Below are 17085 nucleotides of genomic sequence, written 5' to 3'. Positions count from 1 at the left end.
TTTGTTTCAGGATGCAGGTTTTCGGACCTTTGAACTCGACGGAGAGAATTATGGCCAATGTAGTGGTTGTCGGCGCACAATGGGGTGACGAAGGCAAAGGCAAGATTGTCGACTGGTTGTCAGAACGTGCCGATGTTGTCGTGCGTTATCAGGGTGGCCATAATGCAGGCCATACACTGGTCATCGACGGAATAAGCTATAAATTATCGCTGCTGCCATCGGGCCTTGTGCGCGGCAAACTTTCGATTATCGGCAACGGCGTTGTGGTTGATCCGCATCACTTTGTTGAAGAGCTGAAGAAATTGCGGGCTCAGGGTGTGAATATCACTCCCGACATTTTGCGTATTGCTGAAAATGCGCCTTTGATCCTGTCTCTGCACCGCGATCTTGACGCGGCCCGCGAAAATGCGACATCGGGTCTTAAAATCGGCACAACCAAGCGTGGTATCGGCCCTGCCTATGAGGATAAAGTCGGTCGTCGTTCGATCCGTGTCATGGATCTGGCTGAACCGGACACCCTTATGGCCAAGATTGAACGCTTGTTGACGCATCACAATGCGCTCAGGCGCGGAATGGGAGAGCCAGAGATCAATGCGCAAACACTCTATGACGAATTGATGCAGGTGGCGGACCAGATCCTGCCATTTATGGATCGGACATGGCGTTTGCTCGACGAGCGTCGCCGTGCCGGTCAACGTATTCTGTTTGAAGGGGCGCAAGGGGCTTTGCTGGATAATGATTTCGGCACCTATCCTTATGTAACATCATCCAACACCATTGCCGGACAGGCTGCGACGGGTTCGGGTATGGGCCCGGGATCAATCAGCTATGTTCTGGGGATTGCTAAAGCCTATACGACGCGCGTCGGTGAGGGGCCTTTCCCTACTGAACAGATGAATGAGGTTGGTGAGTTTTTGGGCACACGCGGCCATGAATTCGGCGTTGTTACAGGGCGCAAGCGCCGTTGCGGCTGGTTCGATGCGGTATTGGCGCGCCAGATGATTGCTGTTTGCGGCATTAACGGAATAGCATTGACAAAACTCGATGTGCTGGACGGTATGGACGAAATCAAAGTCTGCATCGGTTACGAGCTGGATGGCGAAAAGATTGATTACCTGCCCGCCTCTATGGGCGCACAAGCGCGTGTCAAACCGATCTACGAAACGCTGGATGGCTGGAAGGAAACCACCGCCGGGGCCCGCAGCTGGGCAGAACTTCCAGCGCAGGCGATTAAATATGTTCGCCATATTGAAGAACTCATTGGCGCGCCGGTTGCATTATTATCCACCAGTCCGGAACGGGAAGACACGATCCTCGTTACTGATCCGTTCGAGGATTAATCGACAATAACGGGAAAGCGTATCGGTGCATTCAATGTTAGCCGGTACGCTGCCCCGTTACGGTGGACACCTTGTAGTATGATATAAGTGTTTCCACTTTCATCGGAATGTTCTAAACATATCGATGTTTTTTGTTGCCGTTGAAGATTGGTACTCGAAAATATAGTCAATCATGCATTTGCGCTCAATTTCGCCGAATGTATGTTTTAGGAATAAAAGCGGTGGGATGATGCGGATCGACTGTCAGGATACTGCAGTTTTCCCTCCGGTGTATGAGAGAGACTGAAGAGACGCATGGCGGATTTCGCAGGATTATTAAAAAAGACGATTGATGCTCAAGCCAATCCAACGCCGCAGTTGCGCGAACGGGTTTATGCACGTGCACGCGAAACTGTCGAGCGTAAGCTTGTTGAAACCAATGTTCCAGAAGCGGTCGCCGATGCACAGCGCAAAGCACTCGATGATGCCGTTAAAGCCGTGGAGGCGGAATATCTGGCTGTCGAACAAGCATTGCTGTCGATGATCATCGAACCGGCGGAAGAAGAAGTCACAGACGTTTCGACGCCGGTAGAAAAAGTAATCCATGCAGCACCGATCGAGCGGGTTGAACCGCGTGAACAAGATAGTCGAGTGGAACCGTCTCCTGCGGGCGCACAACAGAATGTTCCTGCTGCAGAACCGCTTATCTTCGCCTATCCGGTAACGGCTAGGGTCGAAAGAGTATTAGTTACAGTCGAAACGACTGAGCCGCTCCGTCGAGAACCGCCGGTTGCACCGCAAAAGACGATTGTGACACGTCAGGAACCGGCTTTTGAAACGCCTATTTCACCGGCAGTAAGACCTCAGGCTGCAAGCGTTGTTCCCGCGGCCGAACCGGTCAATATGGATGATATCCTCGCAGCTGAAAGGCAATATGCGCGTCAAAAGTCTGAAAGCGAAGCCCGTTCGGCCAATGCATTCACTGCACAACCACAGACCGGCGATTTCGACATTGTTTCGGATATTTTCGTACAAGCCGCGCGCCGGAGCGAACGTCAGGCTGCAAAAAAACGCGCTATCGTGGTCGGAGGCTCCATTGCGGCTTTGGTGCTGTTGGTGGCCGTTGTTCTTTTCACGGCTTGGAGTTTTCTTTCCAAGGGCAATCACGAAGAAACAACCGATGTTCCGGTCGCCGGATCAGATGCCGACAAGGAGCCGTCAGCAGAAAAGCTGACGCAGCGCCTTCTGGCCGATGGCAGTGAAGTCGATGCAGGCCCTGCAGAAGCCGCAGCAATACCGGGCGAGGGCACTTCAACCGCCGCTGCCACGGCTGCTGGCCCAGTGGACCAACCCGGAGAGGCTGTGTTCTATCAGGCGCGCACGGATAATGCGGCAGAAAAAATCGAAACTGGCAGTGTGCAGTGGTCTTTGGTGAAAGAGCCATCGACAACGGGCGGACCTGAAGAATTGGCTGTCCGCGGCAATGTCACGATACCAGACGAGAAGTTGTCACTGCGGTTGACGTTGCGCCGCAATACTGATCCGTCACTGCCGGCTGCGTATTTGCTTGAATTCATCTTCATCGTACCTGATGGTTTTGAAGGGCAGGCTATCGACAATGTGCACGAACTGACCTTTAAAGCCAGCGAACAGTCAACCGGCCAACCGCTTGCCGGAACAGTTGCGGCGAAGATTGATGATGACTTTTTCCTCTTTGCACTCAGCGGTGCAAGGCCGTTTCTTGATGGCAATCTTCAGTTGATGCGTCAACTAGGATGGATGCGGCTTGTTGTCACCGATAAAAACGGGCGCATTTCAGAGCTGACCTTCTCGAAAGGCCCGACGGGAGAGGATATCTTCCGTCAGGTGATCGATCAATGGTTGAAGCAGGAAGATAAGCCGACGGTTTATGATCAGAACAATGCCGGGCAGAACGGCCAACCCGCTCCCGCAGCTCCTGCTGGCACGCATTAACACCTTTAAGATGGGCAAAGTCTGTTGGTCGCCTAATATGCAATAACCACTTGAGAAATTCATCTGGTTATTGCTTTTATGCTTATCGTGACGTCGAATAGGTGCTCGTTTGATCTCAAAAAGCGCAATGATGGACTTTTGCAAATTGATCAGAGACCATTTGGGCGCGCGGTAGGGCAAAGGTCATGATATTTGTCTTTTTCTGGTTAAACCGCGACCATTCATGCTTTTCCAGCGGTAGAGCCGCGACATTGGTAAAATAGTCGACCATTTGCTTTGATAATTCTTCCTGCAACGGGTTTAATGCCGGTTGGACATTGCTTCCACCACGAAATCCTGGAAAGATATAGGCAAGCTCGTGCGTGTGCGCTGCAAGCAATGGGAAGGTTGTGAAGCCAGAATAGGATGGCGCCGTACGGTCGCTAAATTCATAGGCGTAAACAGGGATTTTTTCAGCCAGTATATCGTTCAACGCCAGTGCCGTGCACGCAAACATGCTGTCAGTCATGGCTGCGGAAAATGCTGCACTTGGATTTTCATAGTCAGCAAGCTTATATTTTTCGCTGCTTGGAGACAAACGGCAATTTCCCTGCTGTATAATTCCTTGGTAACTTTGAGCAAATGAAGCATTCATTCTGCAGTTACAAGATACCGCGACAGGATGGGGGGGACCTTATGTGGAAGCCACCAATGCCGTCCACATAAGGTCATACGTTAGTTTACGCTGAGGTTGTTACCAAAGCCTGTTTCTGCGCCAATGCGGATGCCTTGACGGCGGCTTGCACTTTTTCAAACGCACGCACTTCAATCTGTCTTACTCTTTCACGGCTGATGCCGAATTCGCTCGAAAGCTCCTCCAGTGTAACCGGATCATCGGCAAGACGGCGCGCTTTGAAAATACGCTTTTCACGATCATTCAATCCGTCCATGGCACGTTCCAGCATCGACCGGCGATTGTCCAATTCATCCTGTTCGATCAGGATTTGCTCCTGGCTGCTTGAATCATCAACCAGCCAATCCTGCCATTCTCCGCCTTCACCCTCGCTGGCACGGATGGGTGCATTCAAAGACGTATCGCCCGACAGGCGCCGGTTCATCGATATGACTTCATCTTCACTGACATTCAGACGGGTAGCGATTTCCTTGACCTGATCAGGTTTCAAGTCGCCGTCATCCAGTGCCTGGATTTTGCTTTTGACCTTGCGCAGGTTGAAAAACAACCGCTTCTGATTTGCCGTAGTGCCCATTTTAACAAGGCTCCACGAACGCAAGACGTATTCCTGAATGGACGCTTTGATCCACCACATCGCATAGGTTGCCAAGCGAAAGCCGCGCTCGGGCTCGAAACGTTTGACAGCTTGCATCAGGCCGACATTGCCTTCGGATATGACTTCGCCAATTGGCAAGCCATATCCACGATAACCCATGGCGATTTTTGCCACCAGCCGCAAGTGGCTGGTTACCAGCCTATGGGCGGCTTTCGGATCGTTATGTTCATGATAACGCTTGGCCAACATATATTCTTCCTGCGGCTCAAGCATAGGAAAACGGCGTATCTCTTCCAGATAGCGCGTGAGACCGCCATCACCGGCGGTAATAGATGGTAGACTTGCCCGGGCCATGAAGCACCCTCCTCTTGCGCGTATCCCCTATTTTAGGCGAATACGCAAAATTGCTCTTTGAGATAAGAACTCTTGCATGAAATTACATCACTATTATGACGATTTTTTAAAAAAAATCACATCACGTGAACGATCGCGACATGGCAGTAAATAACGAGATTGCAAAAAGTTTCACTTAAGCTGCCTAAAAATGTTCACGAGCGCTTCCATGTCGGCAGGCAAAGGTGAGGCAAATTGCATGATTTCACCGGTTGCAGGATGTTCAAATGTCAAACTTGCTGCATGCAGCGCTTGCCGGGGAAATCCGTGCACGGCATTGCGTGTTTCATCATCCAGCTTGTTGGCTTTTGTTTTAAAAGCACTGCCATATTCCATATCGCCAATCAAGGGATGGCCAATATGGGCCATATGCACACGGATTTGATGGGTGCGGCCGGTTTCAAGTTGGCATTCAAGCAGGCTGGCCGTGGCCGTACCATCACTTGCTGCACCGTATTTTTCCAACAATGAAAAATGGGTAACAGCGTGGCGCGCATCCGCACGCGATGGCGATACAACAGCCTGACGTGTGCGGTCGCGATGAGAACGGCCCAAAGCAGCATCAACCTTGCCAGAGCCGCGATCCGGCATGCCCCAGACCAATGCGTGATAGGAACGCTCAAGAGCGCCGGTTCTGCCGTGATCGGCAAATTGTTCACTCAAGCCTTTATGGGCGCGATCATTCTTGGCGACCACCATAACGCCGCTGGTGTCCTTGTCGAGCCGATGGACGATGCCAGGTCGTCTGACACCACCTATGCCTGAAAGTGTTTCGCCACAATGGTAGACAAGTGCATTGACGAGAGTTCCTGTCCAGTTGCCATTTCCTGGATGCACCACAAGACCGGCAGGTTTATTGATAACGATCAGATCATCGTCTTCATAAAGGATATCCAGCGCAATATTTTCACCCATCGGTTCAGGTGCTTCTGGCGGCGGAGCAATCAATTCGAGATTTTCACCGCCGCGCAACTTGGTCTTTGGTTCACGCACGACAACGCCATCTACCTTCACCTGACCATCGCGAATAAGGGCCTGTAAACGTGAACGGGAAAACTCGTCCTGACACTGTTTTGCAAGCCATTGATCGATGCGTTGACCGGCTGCGTCTTCATTACTTGTCAGTTGTATCAACGGATAGTCCTATTCATCATTACGGGGTGGTTCTTGTTATATCAGTCATCCGACGCGATACGAATCATAGCAGCCGGATGCCGATGTGCTTCTTACCATTGTGATATGGCTTTGGTATCGAGAAATTCTTCAATGCCCCATATACCGCCTTCGCGTGCCCGACCAGAATATTTCACGCCACCGAAATAGCTGCCAGCCGGAAGACTGTTGCCGTTGACTTCCACCATGCCCGAGCGCAGTTGCGTTGCCACTCTACGGCATTTTTCGCGATCTTGTGATTGCACATAGTTTGTCAGGCCATATTCAGTATCATTTGCCATGGCGATTGCATCGTCTTCGCTGTCAAAGGGCATTATGGATAAGACAGGCCCAAAAACTTCTTCGCGAAACAGCCGCATATCCGGTTTGACATTGGCAAAGACTGTAGGGCGGATAAAATAGCCGCGGTTCATTCCCACGGGCAAACCTGTTCCGCCGGCAACCAGCACGGCACCCTCATCGATACCCGATTGGATCAGGGCTTGGATCTTGTCATATTGCAACTTTGACACAACCGGCCCGATATGTTTTCCCGTTTGGTGTGCAGAGGCTACAAGCGTATCTTCAGCAATATGTTTTGCTGTTTCCACCGCTTGCTCATATAGCGAGCGCTCCACCATCATCCGCGTTGGCGCATTACAGCTCTGGCCGCTATTGTTAAAGCAATGACGCACACCGCGCTCGACAGCTTGACTGTCGGCATCAGCAAAAATGATATTGGCCCCTTTGCCCCCCAGTTCCAGGCAAACGCGTTTAAGCGTATCGGCGGCATTTTTGGATATGGCTTTGCCAGCACGGGTGGAGCCGGTGAAGCTGATCATCTCGATATCAGGATGGCCGGAAAGGCGCGAACCGACACCGGCGCCATCTCCATTGACGAGGTTGAATACACCGGCTGGTACACCGGCTTCGTCGAGATATTCTGCGAAAAGCATAGAGGAAAGCGGTGCGATTTCCGATGGTTTCAGCACCATGGTACATCCAGCCAACAGTGCCGGTATGACTTTCAGTGTCACCTGGTTCATCGGCCAATTCCACGGTGTAATCAGTCCCACAACACCTATAGGCTCATATTGCAAACAGCTTTCATTCTGCCCTTTCACCAGTGGTTTTTGAAAGACAAAATCGCGGAAACTCTTGATGAATACCTCGATATGATGCCGTCCTGCGCCAGTCTGTGCATTGAGCGCCATATCAATCGGCGCACCCATCTCGAGAGAAATAGCTTTAGCCATTTCATCTGCCCGTTTATTATAGATATCAAGCAGTTTTTCCACGAAAGAAAGGCGCTCTTGCGGTGACGTCATTTTCCAACCAAAGAAAGCTTTTTTGGCAGCCGCCACAGCTTTGTCCGCGTCTTTGACACCGCCATTGCTGATGGTGGCACAAACCTCTTCCGTGGATGGATCAATCACATCCAGATCGGTGCCCTCGATCGGATCAACCCAAGCGCCATCGATATAGAATTTACGTTTCATCATAGTGACTTGCTCCCATTGCGTTGTATTTGTTGAAAACAGTATAGAGCAAGTTGGCGTTTAGACAAAGCCGATAGGTTTTGTAGCGTTTGGCTTGGCTTTCACTTCATCGGCCAGCATATGGGCAATCTCTGCTGTAGTGGAGGGGCCGAGTATCTCTATTTTTCGTGCGACGATGGAAAAATCGCCCGGCGTTAACGGATCAAGCCGCAAAACCTCTTCCGGTGCCGGCCTGTCGAAATAGCGCTCAAACGCCATGGCAATCTGAGTGCTTGTCATCGCTTCAAACTTGACCTTGAACAAAAACCGCCGAAAGACAGCCGGATCCAGTCGATCGGAAAAATTGGTGGTAGCGGCGAAGGGAAGCGGGTGGCTTTCCATCCATGTCAGCATTTCATTGACCTGCGTCACCTCCCAGCTGCGGGTGGCGTCCTGTCGGTTATAGAGTAGCGAATCCGCTTCATCAATAATCAGAAACTGGTTGGATTCGGCTGCTTTCTGGAAAGCGCGAGCAATGTTCTTTTCACTTTCACCCACATACATATTCAATAGGTCGGATGCACGTTGATGCATGACATCCATACCCAACCGTTCAGCCAAATGGCGTGCAAAAGCAGATTTGCCGGTCCCCGGCAAACCGACAAACAGAAAGGAAAGTGCTTTAGGGCCGATAGCGGCTACTTTTTCTTCCAATGCTTTGAGGTCGGTGTCCGCAGAAGACAGGCTTGCATCGAAAGCCACCGGCATATGAGGGTCCGGTGCCGGTTGTTTTCCTGTCAGGGCCTGATGCATGGAGCGTGCAGTCGACAAAGCGATCTTTCCACTGCCACCACCCAATGATGACGCCCGCAGTGCAGAAGCCAGAATAGCAGGCGCGGCAGGCAATTGCGCCAAGGCCTCTTTTTCCTGATCGTCCAAACCAAGGCCGTATTTATCGGCATGACGCTCGATAATGCGGCGGCGTACCTGCCGGTCCGGTTTGTTGAATTCAACAGCGCGAACCATGCGGCGCAAAATAGCTTCGCCAAACTGCTCCGTATTGTTGGTAATCCAGATGATCGGCAATGAACTGCTTTCTACCAGCCTGTTCATAAACACTTTCGACCCTGTTCTATTCATACGGTCAGATGAGTCGACGCCGGCAAAAATATCGTCAGCTTCGTCAACAACCGCAACAACACGGCCGGCACGCTCACCCAAAGCCGATAGCAATGACAGATGGGCAAGCCGCTCATAACGATTAGGTTCTTCCTGCTCTTCGTCACTCTCGCCAACAAAAACAACGCGCGCCTCACAGGCAGCGGCAAGCAATGTGGCAAATTCAGTTTTTCCTGTGCCCGGCGCACCATAAAAAAGGATGCCGATACCCTTGGCCTTGCTGTCGAGAGCACCTTTTAAGATGTTGACGACATCATCACGAACCGTGGCCATATGGTCGAAATCAGCCAGTGTCAGCGTTGATTTGGGATGGGAACCAAGGAGAATTTCCTCCCATTTGTGCGTACCATCATCTTCGTGTTCGAGAAGTTTGATGATGATACGTGATGGGGCATAATCTTCACCGGCACGGTCTTCGATCAATCCGAGCTGCTGCAAGGTTGTGTGGCGGCCAACAAGCCGTTTCACCCGCGGCCGTTTCATGCCGAGCGCAGGTGCGAGATAACGGAGATTTACCTCGTCGCGGATGATATTTATTTCATCAAAGGCAGACAGAAGTTGGGTAAATGACAAAAATTGCGAGAAGCGATAGACAGTATTGAGCAGCTCGGCTTCTTCTGCTGAAAGTTTTAAAGTCGCCCTGATCCAATCCAGTTTTTGCTGGGTTGGCGATATGGCCGCTCTCTGCGGACGGTCGGTTACATCGTCCATTGACAGCTTTATCGCAAAAGTTTCCGGCCGAATATTCTGCGACAACTGTTCACCCAGCTCATCAAGAGCTGGAATTGCCAAACTTAAAGCTTCACGGTTTGTCGTATACCAACGTACAACTTGTTCATTGATTTTGGCATAGCCATTCTTGCGCATATCGGCGAGTATTTTTAAAAATGTCGCCGCGAGAAGTTCACGCTCGAAGGCGTCTTCCCAGGGTTCCATTGTTGACTTAGAAGAATCTGCAGCCTTTTGGGCAAGGGTACGGGTCATATAATTCATATCAAATGGTTTCAATGTCGCTTTGATAGCCTTATGCAAACGGGATGGAAAGATCCGCCGGCATTTTAATTTGTCTTTCCAAGAACAATAAGGTGATTGCTGCTACGATTATATCGTCGTTTTTTGTTTTGATGGGGCGTTGCACTTCGCTTCAGTTTAAGGGCTGATTGTGACCAAGTGATGATTGCGCAAGACATGATGCGACCGGTATTGCCACCGTGGCGGTTTGCCCATCGGCCCGAAAAATGAGTTGAAAATGATCAAATTCCATATTGATGAATTCTTGTCCGTTTTTGCGATAGGGCAGCGCTTGTTCTAGCCGTAAAATATTGCAAAAGCTGTTTTCGTTTTGCGCAATATAGGTCGTTGCATAATGCTGCAGGTCTTGCGCTGTATCGTTCGACAAATCGGCACTGTCGGGTACAAGGGTAAGTGTAAGGCTGCGTGCCCTGACTTTCACATGTACGAGCTTTGCATGGTCAAGCTTCAGTGGCTTTTCCAAAAGCTGCTGGTCAAGCTGCTTCTGTCTATGGACAAGGTCTTGAAAAGGCGCGATACGACGGGAACCGTCGGTTTGGAAAAAGAAAAAAGCCATCATTGCCAAACCGCAGATAAAGATGGCCATCATTTTCTGCGGCACTTTGAGCAACCGTAATGCGATGGCCAGAACCACAATGGTGATGATAATGGCCGCTACGGTAATCGCGACACCGTATTGGTCAAACGGCAAAAGATAAATCAGTTCTTCCATAAGGGACACGAAGCCTCATTTAACCAAACAGAACAGCTCGCCTTCATATTGGCATTGCGTGCAAGTTGAAAAAAGTCACAATAGCATAGCGTGGTAAATTTAATCACCCGTTCATTCCGCAATCAAACAGTAAGGTTGTTGCAGAAGCGGCAAAGTTTCAAGCCGAATCATCATGGAAAATCGGACCAAAGCATGCCATGCAAATAACACGATAGCTGCAGATTGATGCGGATTTCATCTGCGGTCATGTGTTTTCGTTGATGTTGACGGGCCGCATTCTCGCCCTATTTAAAATCACAGTCACTGCGGTTTTTCAGGTCTACGGTACAAGCAAACTATTTCAATGAGGGCGCGTCAACCCATCGGCGTGTGCCCTTAGAGGTTCAGGGCATCGGGCGGATCAAGATAGTGTCTGAATTGAGCTGAAGTCGATCAAAAGTAATGTGGGATAAAAGCAAATTGTAAAAAAAGATATGCGGTTGTTCAACCGAGTATTCGATTGTGAAATTTGCTCATCATGTAACAATGTTTATAATGCAGTCGTTGGAAAAACAAACACGCTCCTTGAAAGCTTGTTTATAACGAAGGAAGAACATATGTCAGAAACGACACAACAACCACTCACTGTTAAAGATATTCCCATCGTCGGGAATAAGGAATTGCGAAAAGTGATTTCCGCTTCCGGTCTTGGAAATGCTGTTGAATGGTTTGATTTCAGTGTCTACGGTTTTCTGGCCGTTATTATCGGTCGAACGTTTTTTGCCGCAGCACCCCCATCGGTGCAGCTCATTGCATCCCTTGCAACCTTTTCTATCCCGTTTTTGTTCCGGCCATTAGGTGGCGCAGTATTCGGCTATTTCGGCGATAAATATGGTAGAAAAAATATCCTGTCTTTCACCATCATTATGATGTCGGTCAGTACGTTTTTTATCGGGGTGATACCGTCCTACGAAACCATCGGCATCCTTGCGCCCATCCTGCTGCTTCTAGCGAAGATTGTACAGGGCCTTTCAGTCGGTGGGGAATATTCGGGCGCGGTTGTGTTTGTCAGTGAATATTCACCCGACAGAAAACGTGGTTTTATGGCAAGCTGGCTTGATTTCGGTTCAATCGCCGGTTTTCTTGCAGGTGCCATGGTGGTTTCGCTGATTTCCATGGGCATTGGCGAAGAAGCCATGAATGACTGGGGATGGCGCATTCCGTTCCTGATCTCGCTTCCACTCGGAATGATTGGCCTTTATCTGCGTAAATCGCTGGATGAATCGCCGACATATGAGGCTCAAAGCGAGAGCGAAGAAGATACATCATCGTCAGTTGGCGAAATCATTCGTGCCAATCTGAGCGGTATTGTCATCAGCTGCTTTTTGGTTATTGCGACCAATACGACCTATTATATGCTTTTGACCTATATGCCGAACTACCTTTCGGTCAATCTGGGTTATAGCTATGACCATGGTGTGTTGATCATTATTGTCGTTATGGCATTCATGCTGTTACTACAGCCGCTTGTCGGCTTCATGAGTGATAAAATCGGTCGTAAGCCATTCTTGTTTTTCGGCTCGGTCGCATTGTTGGTGCTTGCATTGCCATCTTTCTGGATGATCATGCATCACAATGTTCTGCTGATTGGATTGGGTATTGCCATTCTCGCCATTATTCTTTGCTGTTTTACCGGCGTTATGGCGTCTATTCTGCCAGCACTTTTCCCGACCGAAGTGCGTTTTAGAACATTGGCTATCTGCTTCAATATTGCGGTTCTGATTGCTGGCCTGACACCGCCGGTCGCAGCATGGCTGGTAGAAAGCACCGGTTCACTTTATATGCCGGCTTATTATCTGATGGTTGTGGCGGTATTCGGCTTTATCGCGGCTGTAAGCGTTCATGAAACGGCAAATCGTCCGTTGAAGGATGCCACACCGGTTGCATCTTCAAAGTCCGAGGCAAAAGAAGTGCTACAAGACCACTTTGATCATATTGAAGATCAGGTCAGTGTTATCGAAGATAAAATTTCCGATCTGGAAGAACAACGGCAGAACCTTGTAGACCAGCATCCGAAATTGACATAAAAATCTTTCAGGCGCTGATTATATCAGCGCCTGAAACCTGCATCGACAACATTCTGCATAACCACAAATGTCGATGTGCTGGCAACATAGGGCAGAGCGGATATTTTCTCGCCCAGCACAATGCGATAACGTTTGATATCGCTGGTACGCACCTTCAAAAGATAATCAAACGAGCTGGCAATCATGTGGCATTCTTCCACCTCGCGGATTTTTTTCACCGCAGCGTTGAATGCACGCAACGCCTCTTCTCTCGTATCAGAAAGCTTCACTTCGGCAAAAGCGATATGGTCGAGCCCCATTTTTCCCGGATTAAGTACTGCACGAAAGCCGGTTATATAGCCTTCGTCAATCAGCCTTTTCAAACGAACCTGACAGGGCGTTTTTGAAAGACCGACTTTTTCAGATAATTCTGTAATGGATATGCGGCCATTTTCGACCAAGGCGTCGATAATGCGATTATCGATACGGTCGATTTCACTATTATTCTTGTCCATATGTATAAAAAAGCCTTTAAAAACGCTTAAATACGAGAAAATTTCCTAGAAAATAGCGTTTTTTGTACGAGATGTAAACTGTTGGCGATGATATTATCGCCGTCAACGCAGCCAAAGAGCTGTTGATGCGTTATCTCCTTCCAGAGTGGAAAGTTTCAATCATGACCAAAGCACCAAAGCCTTTTGCCGATTTCGCTCCGCCAATCGCAGAACAGACAGATTTGCGCAAAGCCATTACTGCAGCCTATCGCCGTCCCGAGACGGAATGTTTGCCGCCCTTGCTTGATGCAGCAACCATCGACAGCGACACCAAGAAAAAAATTGCAGATACTGCCCGCCGTCTAATCGAAACCATGCGTGCAAAACATAAGGGCACTGGCGTTGAAGGTCTGGTGCATGAATATGCGCTGTCTTCGCAGGAAGGTGTGGCGTTGATGTGCCTTGCAGAAGCATTGCTGCGTATTCCCGATAAAGCAACACGCGATGCACTGATCCGCGACAAGGTTGCCGGCGGCGATTGGAAGTCGCATCTGGGTGGTGAAAAGTCACTGTTTGTCAATGCTGCGACTTGGGGTTTGGTTGTCACCGGTAAGCTGACATCCACAGTTAATACCGGCAGCCTTTCATCATCTCTGACCCGTTTGATTGCCCGCTGCGGCGAACCGGTTATCCGCAAGGGTGTCGATATGGCCATGCGGATGATGGGCGAACAGTTTGTTCGTGGTGAAACGATTGAAGAGGCCGTCAAGCGCTCCAAGCCTCTTGAAGAGCGTGGCTTCCGCTATTCGTACGACATGTTGGGTGAAGCCGCAACGACCGCAGAAGATGCTGAGCGTTATTATAAGGATTATGAAAACGCCATTCATGCTATTGGTAAAGCTTCCAACGGTCGTGGTGTCTATGAAGGACCGGGCATTTCAATCAAGCTTTCGGCACTTCATCCGCGTTATTTCCGCTCTCAGGCCGACCGTGTGATGAGCGAGCTTATGCCGCGTGTCAAACAGCTGGCTGTTCTTTCTAAAAACTACAATATCGGTCTCAATATCGATGCCGAGGAGGCCGACCGTCTTGAGCTATCGCTCGACCTTTTGGAAAATCTCTGCTTCGATAAAGATCTGCAGGGCTGGAACGGTATCGGTTTTGTCGTGCAGGCCTATGGTCGTCGCTGCCCGTTTGTTCTGGATTATGTGATTGATCTTGCCCGCCGCTCCGGTCATCGCATGATGGTGCGTTTGGTCAAAGGCGCCTATTGGGATGCGGAAATCAAGCGCGCCCAACTGGACGGCTTGGAAGGCTATCCGGTTTACACCCGCAAAGTGTACACCGACGTTTCCTATATTGCCAATGCGCGCAAGCTTCTGGCAGCAACAGATGCTGTATTTCCGCAATTTGCAACGCATAATGCGCAGACCATGGCCACGATCTATCAGTTGGCCGGGCCTGATAAATACACCACCGAACAGTTTGAATTCCAATGTCTGCACGGCATGGGCGAACCACTTTATGATGAAGTGGTCGGCAAGGATAAGATGCAGCGCCCTGCACGTATTTATGCGCCGGTTGGCACGCATGAGACACTGCTGGCCTATCTGGTGCGCCGATTGCTGGAAAATGGTGCCAATTCGTCATTTGTAAACCGTATTGCGGATAAGTCCGTTGCGGTGGATGATATGATTGCCGATCCGGTTGATGTGGTGCGCGCAATGCCGGTGCCAGGTGCCCAGCATGAAAAGATTTTTCTGCCTAAAGATATGTTTGGCGAAAAACGGCGCAATTCTGATGGCTATGACCTTGCCAACGAAACGGTTCTGGCGGCACTGTCGAAAGAATTCCAGATGAGTTCACAAAACAAATGGACATCTGAGCCTACGGGCATCAAAGCAAGTGCAAAAGGCCGTCCGGTTCTAAACCCCGGCGATCACCGCGATCAGGTGGGCGAGGTCTTTGAAGTCAGTGAAAAGCAAGCCGCAGAAATGGCAGCAAAGGCTGCGAAAGCGGCAGCCTCGTGGGCTAAAACCGCTCCCGGCAAGCGCGCTGATATGCTGGATAAAGCCGCAGATATTATGCAAAAACGCATGCCGTCGCTGCTTGCTTTGGCTGCGCGTGAGGCGGGAAAATCAATTCCGAACTCCATCGCAGAGGTAAGGGAAGCCATCGATTTCTTACGGTTTTATGCCGCAGAAGTCCGCACTTCCTTTGGGCCTTCCCACCAACCTTTAGGCCCTGTGGTTTGTATCAGCCCGTGGAATTTTCCGCTGTCTATCTTCACCGGCCAGGTTTGTGCCGCTTTGGTAGCCGGCAATCCGGTTTTGGCAAAACCCGCGGAAGAAACACCGCTGATTGCGGCTGAAGGCGTGCGTATACTGCATGAAGCGGGTGTTCCTGAAGATGTGTTACAGCTTGTTCCGGGTGATGGAAAAATTGGTGCAGCACTTGTGGCTGCTCAAGAAACCGCCGGTGTCATGTTTACCGGTTCGACAGAAGTTGCCCGGCTCATCCAGGCGCAGCTTGCCAACCGCTTGACACCTGCTGGCAAGCCGATACCGCTGATTGCCGAAACCGGCGGGCAGAATGCCATGATTGTCGATTCGTCGGCATTGGCCGAACAGGTTGTCGGCGATGTGATCGCATCGGCCTTTGATAGTGCTGGACAGCGTTGTTCTGCTCTTCGCATACTTTGCCTGCAGGAAGATGTCGCCGATCGCACCTTGACGATGTTGAAGGGTGCTTTGCGCGAGCTTCGTTTAGGGCGGACGGATTTCATCGGCGTCGATGTTGGTGCTGTCATCAGCGAAGAGGCAAAAAACAATATTGAAACACATATTGAAACGATGCGGGCCATGGGCCGCAAGATAGAGCAGTTACCGCTGGGCGACGCCACCCAAAACGGGACATTTGTCGCGCCTACCATCATCGAACTTGAAAGCATCAGCGATTTGAAGCGTGAAGTTTTCGGCCCTGTTTTGCATGTGATCCGTTACAAGCGCGAAAATATTGAACAATTGATCGACGATATTAATGCAACAGGATATGGGCTGACATTCGGGCTCCATACGCGCCTTGATGATACCATCGCGCATGTCACCAACCGTATTCGCGTCGGCAATATCTATGTCAACCGCAATGTCATTGGTGCGGTTGTCGGCTCGCAGCCATTCGGCGGTCGTGGTCTTTCAGGCACCGGCCCGAAGGCGGGCGGCCCGCTTTATCTAGGTCGTCTGGTCAATGTCCAGCCACAGCCCGAGCTTCCCGGTTCCACCTATACCGATAAGGGATTGGCCGAGTTTACCAATTGGCTGGAACAAGCAGGCCATAGTCAGGATGCAGCCTTTGCCCGCAATGCTGGGGCAGAATCTCTGCTTGGGCTTGATATAGAGCTCCCGGGCCCCGTGGGCGAAGATAACCGTTATGCGTTGCATCCGCGTGGCCGTATCCTGCTTTTCCCCGAATCGGCAACAGGTCTTTATCGCCAGATGGCTTTGGCACTGGCTACAGGAAACACTGTGGCTATTGATGCCAATAGCGGTTTGCAGAAAGCCTTGCCAAATCTGCCGGAAGCGGTTTCTTCACGCTTGGTCTGGACTGAAAATTATGATGCCGATGGCCCTTATGCCGGTTGCTTGATTGAAGGCAATGGCGAAAGAGTAACAAAGCTTCAGTCGATCATCGCCAAATTATCAGGCCCGCTTGTCTTGACGCAGGCAGCCGATAGCGAAGCCTTGCAAGCGGCCGAGGTTCCTTACAGCATGCATTTCATGGTGGAAGAGGTTTCAACTTCGGTCAATACGGCTGCTGCCGGTGGCAATGCCAGCTTGATGGCTATTGGCTGATAAGCTTCCAAGGTGCTTTGCCGCCTGTTGATAACAACAAGAAAGAGCCGTCTGAGAAAAATCAGGCGGCTTTTTTGTTCATAAGGGAACATTTGGCAAAGGGTTATTAACCTTCACAATCTAACGTCCGGCTATCAAGTGTTTTAGATGAGGTGGTCATTGTGATCGCCGCAAATTTGTTTGAGTGC

Annotated in this window: 11 protein-coding genes; 4 read left to right on the top strand and 7 right to left on the bottom strand. The window is 50.2% G+C overall.

Annotated features, from left to right (window positions below; all coding sequences use genetic code 11):
* Positions 1-50 precede the first annotated feature (50 nt).
* Both ACYSNS_RS00665 and ACYSNS_RS00660 read left to right on the top strand, forming a co-directional pair.
* On the top strand, positions 51-1340 hold the full coding sequence (locus tag ACYSNS_RS00665) for an adenylosuccinate synthase (RefSeq protein ID WP_461721207.1): 1290 nt from the start codon (positions 51-53) through the stop codon (positions 1338-1340).
* A gap of 294 nt (positions 1341-1634) precedes the next feature.
* Positions 1635-3293 (top strand): hypothetical protein, encoded by a 1659-nt coding sequence (locus ACYSNS_RS00660; RefSeq protein ID WP_461721206.1) that lies wholly within the window; start codon positions 1635-1637, stop codon positions 3291-3293.
* Positions 3294-3408: 115 nt separating this feature from the next.
* On the opposite strand, the gene ACYSNS_RS00655 is transcribed toward ACYSNS_RS00660, so the two are convergent.
* From ACYSNS_RS00655 to ACYSNS_RS00630, 6 genes are all read right to left on the bottom strand, one after another.
* Entirely contained in the window at positions 3409-3870 is a 462-nt protein-coding gene (locus tag ACYSNS_RS00655; protein ID WP_461721205.1) for a carboxylesterase family protein, read from the bottom strand.
* A gap of 142 nt (positions 3871-4012) precedes the next feature.
* A complete protein-coding gene (rpoH, locus tag ACYSNS_RS00650) occupies positions 4013-4915 on the bottom strand; it encodes an RNA polymerase sigma factor RpoH (RefSeq protein WP_461721204.1) in 903 nt (300 codons plus the stop codon).
* Between the two features lie 171 nt (positions 4916-5086).
* Positions 5087-6088 carry an RluA family pseudouridine synthase gene (locus ACYSNS_RS00645; protein WP_461721203.1) on the bottom strand — a complete coding sequence of 334 codons (1002 nt, stop codon included), beginning with the start codon at positions 6086-6088 and terminating at the stop codon, positions 5087-5089.
* A gap of 92 nt (positions 6089-6180) precedes the next feature.
* Positions 6181-7608 carry an aldehyde dehydrogenase family protein gene (locus tag ACYSNS_RS00640; RefSeq protein ID WP_461721202.1) on the bottom strand — a complete coding sequence of 476 codons (1428 nt, stop codon included), beginning with the start codon at positions 7606-7608 and terminating at the stop codon, positions 6181-6183.
* 57 nt (positions 7609-7665) lie between these two features.
* Complete coding sequence (locus ACYSNS_RS00635) at positions 7666-9747, bottom strand: AAA family ATPase (protein ID WP_461721201.1); 2082 nt, start codon at positions 9745-9747, stop codon at positions 7666-7668.
* 160 nt (positions 9748-9907) lie between these two features.
* Complete coding sequence (locus ACYSNS_RS00630) at positions 9908-10507, bottom strand: hypothetical protein (RefSeq protein ID WP_461721200.1); 600 nt, start codon at positions 10505-10507, stop codon at positions 9908-9910.
* Positions 10508-11103: 596 nt separating this feature from the next.
* Here ACYSNS_RS00630 and proP point away from each other — a divergent pair.
* Positions 11104-12573 carry a glycine betaine/L-proline transporter ProP gene (gene proP / locus ACYSNS_RS00625; protein ID WP_461721199.1) on the top strand — a complete coding sequence of 490 codons (1470 nt, stop codon included), beginning with the start codon at positions 11104-11106 and terminating at the stop codon, positions 12571-12573.
* A 23-nt stretch (positions 12574-12596) separates the two neighbouring features.
* On the opposite strand, the gene ACYSNS_RS00620 is transcribed toward proP, so the two are convergent.
* Positions 12597-13067: an Lrp/AsnC family transcriptional regulator gene (locus tag ACYSNS_RS00620; protein WP_461721198.1), complete on the bottom strand. Its 471-nt coding sequence runs from the start codon at positions 13065-13067 to the stop codon at positions 12597-12599.
* A 161-nt stretch (positions 13068-13228) separates the two neighbouring features.
* Here ACYSNS_RS00620 and putA point away from each other — a divergent pair, with 161 nt between their 5' ends.
* Complete coding sequence (gene putA, locus ACYSNS_RS00615; RefSeq protein ID WP_461721197.1) at positions 13229-16897, top strand: trifunctional transcriptional regulator/proline dehydrogenase/L-glutamate gamma-semialdehyde dehydrogenase; 3669 nt, start codon at positions 13229-13231, stop codon at positions 16895-16897.
* The last annotated feature ends 188 nt before the right edge of the window (positions 16898-17085 follow it).

Source organism: Bartonella sp. LJL80 (genome assembly GCF_054871565.1).
Note: the sequence above shows the minus strand (reverse complement) of the source record. Positions and strands in the feature narration are given on the sequence as shown.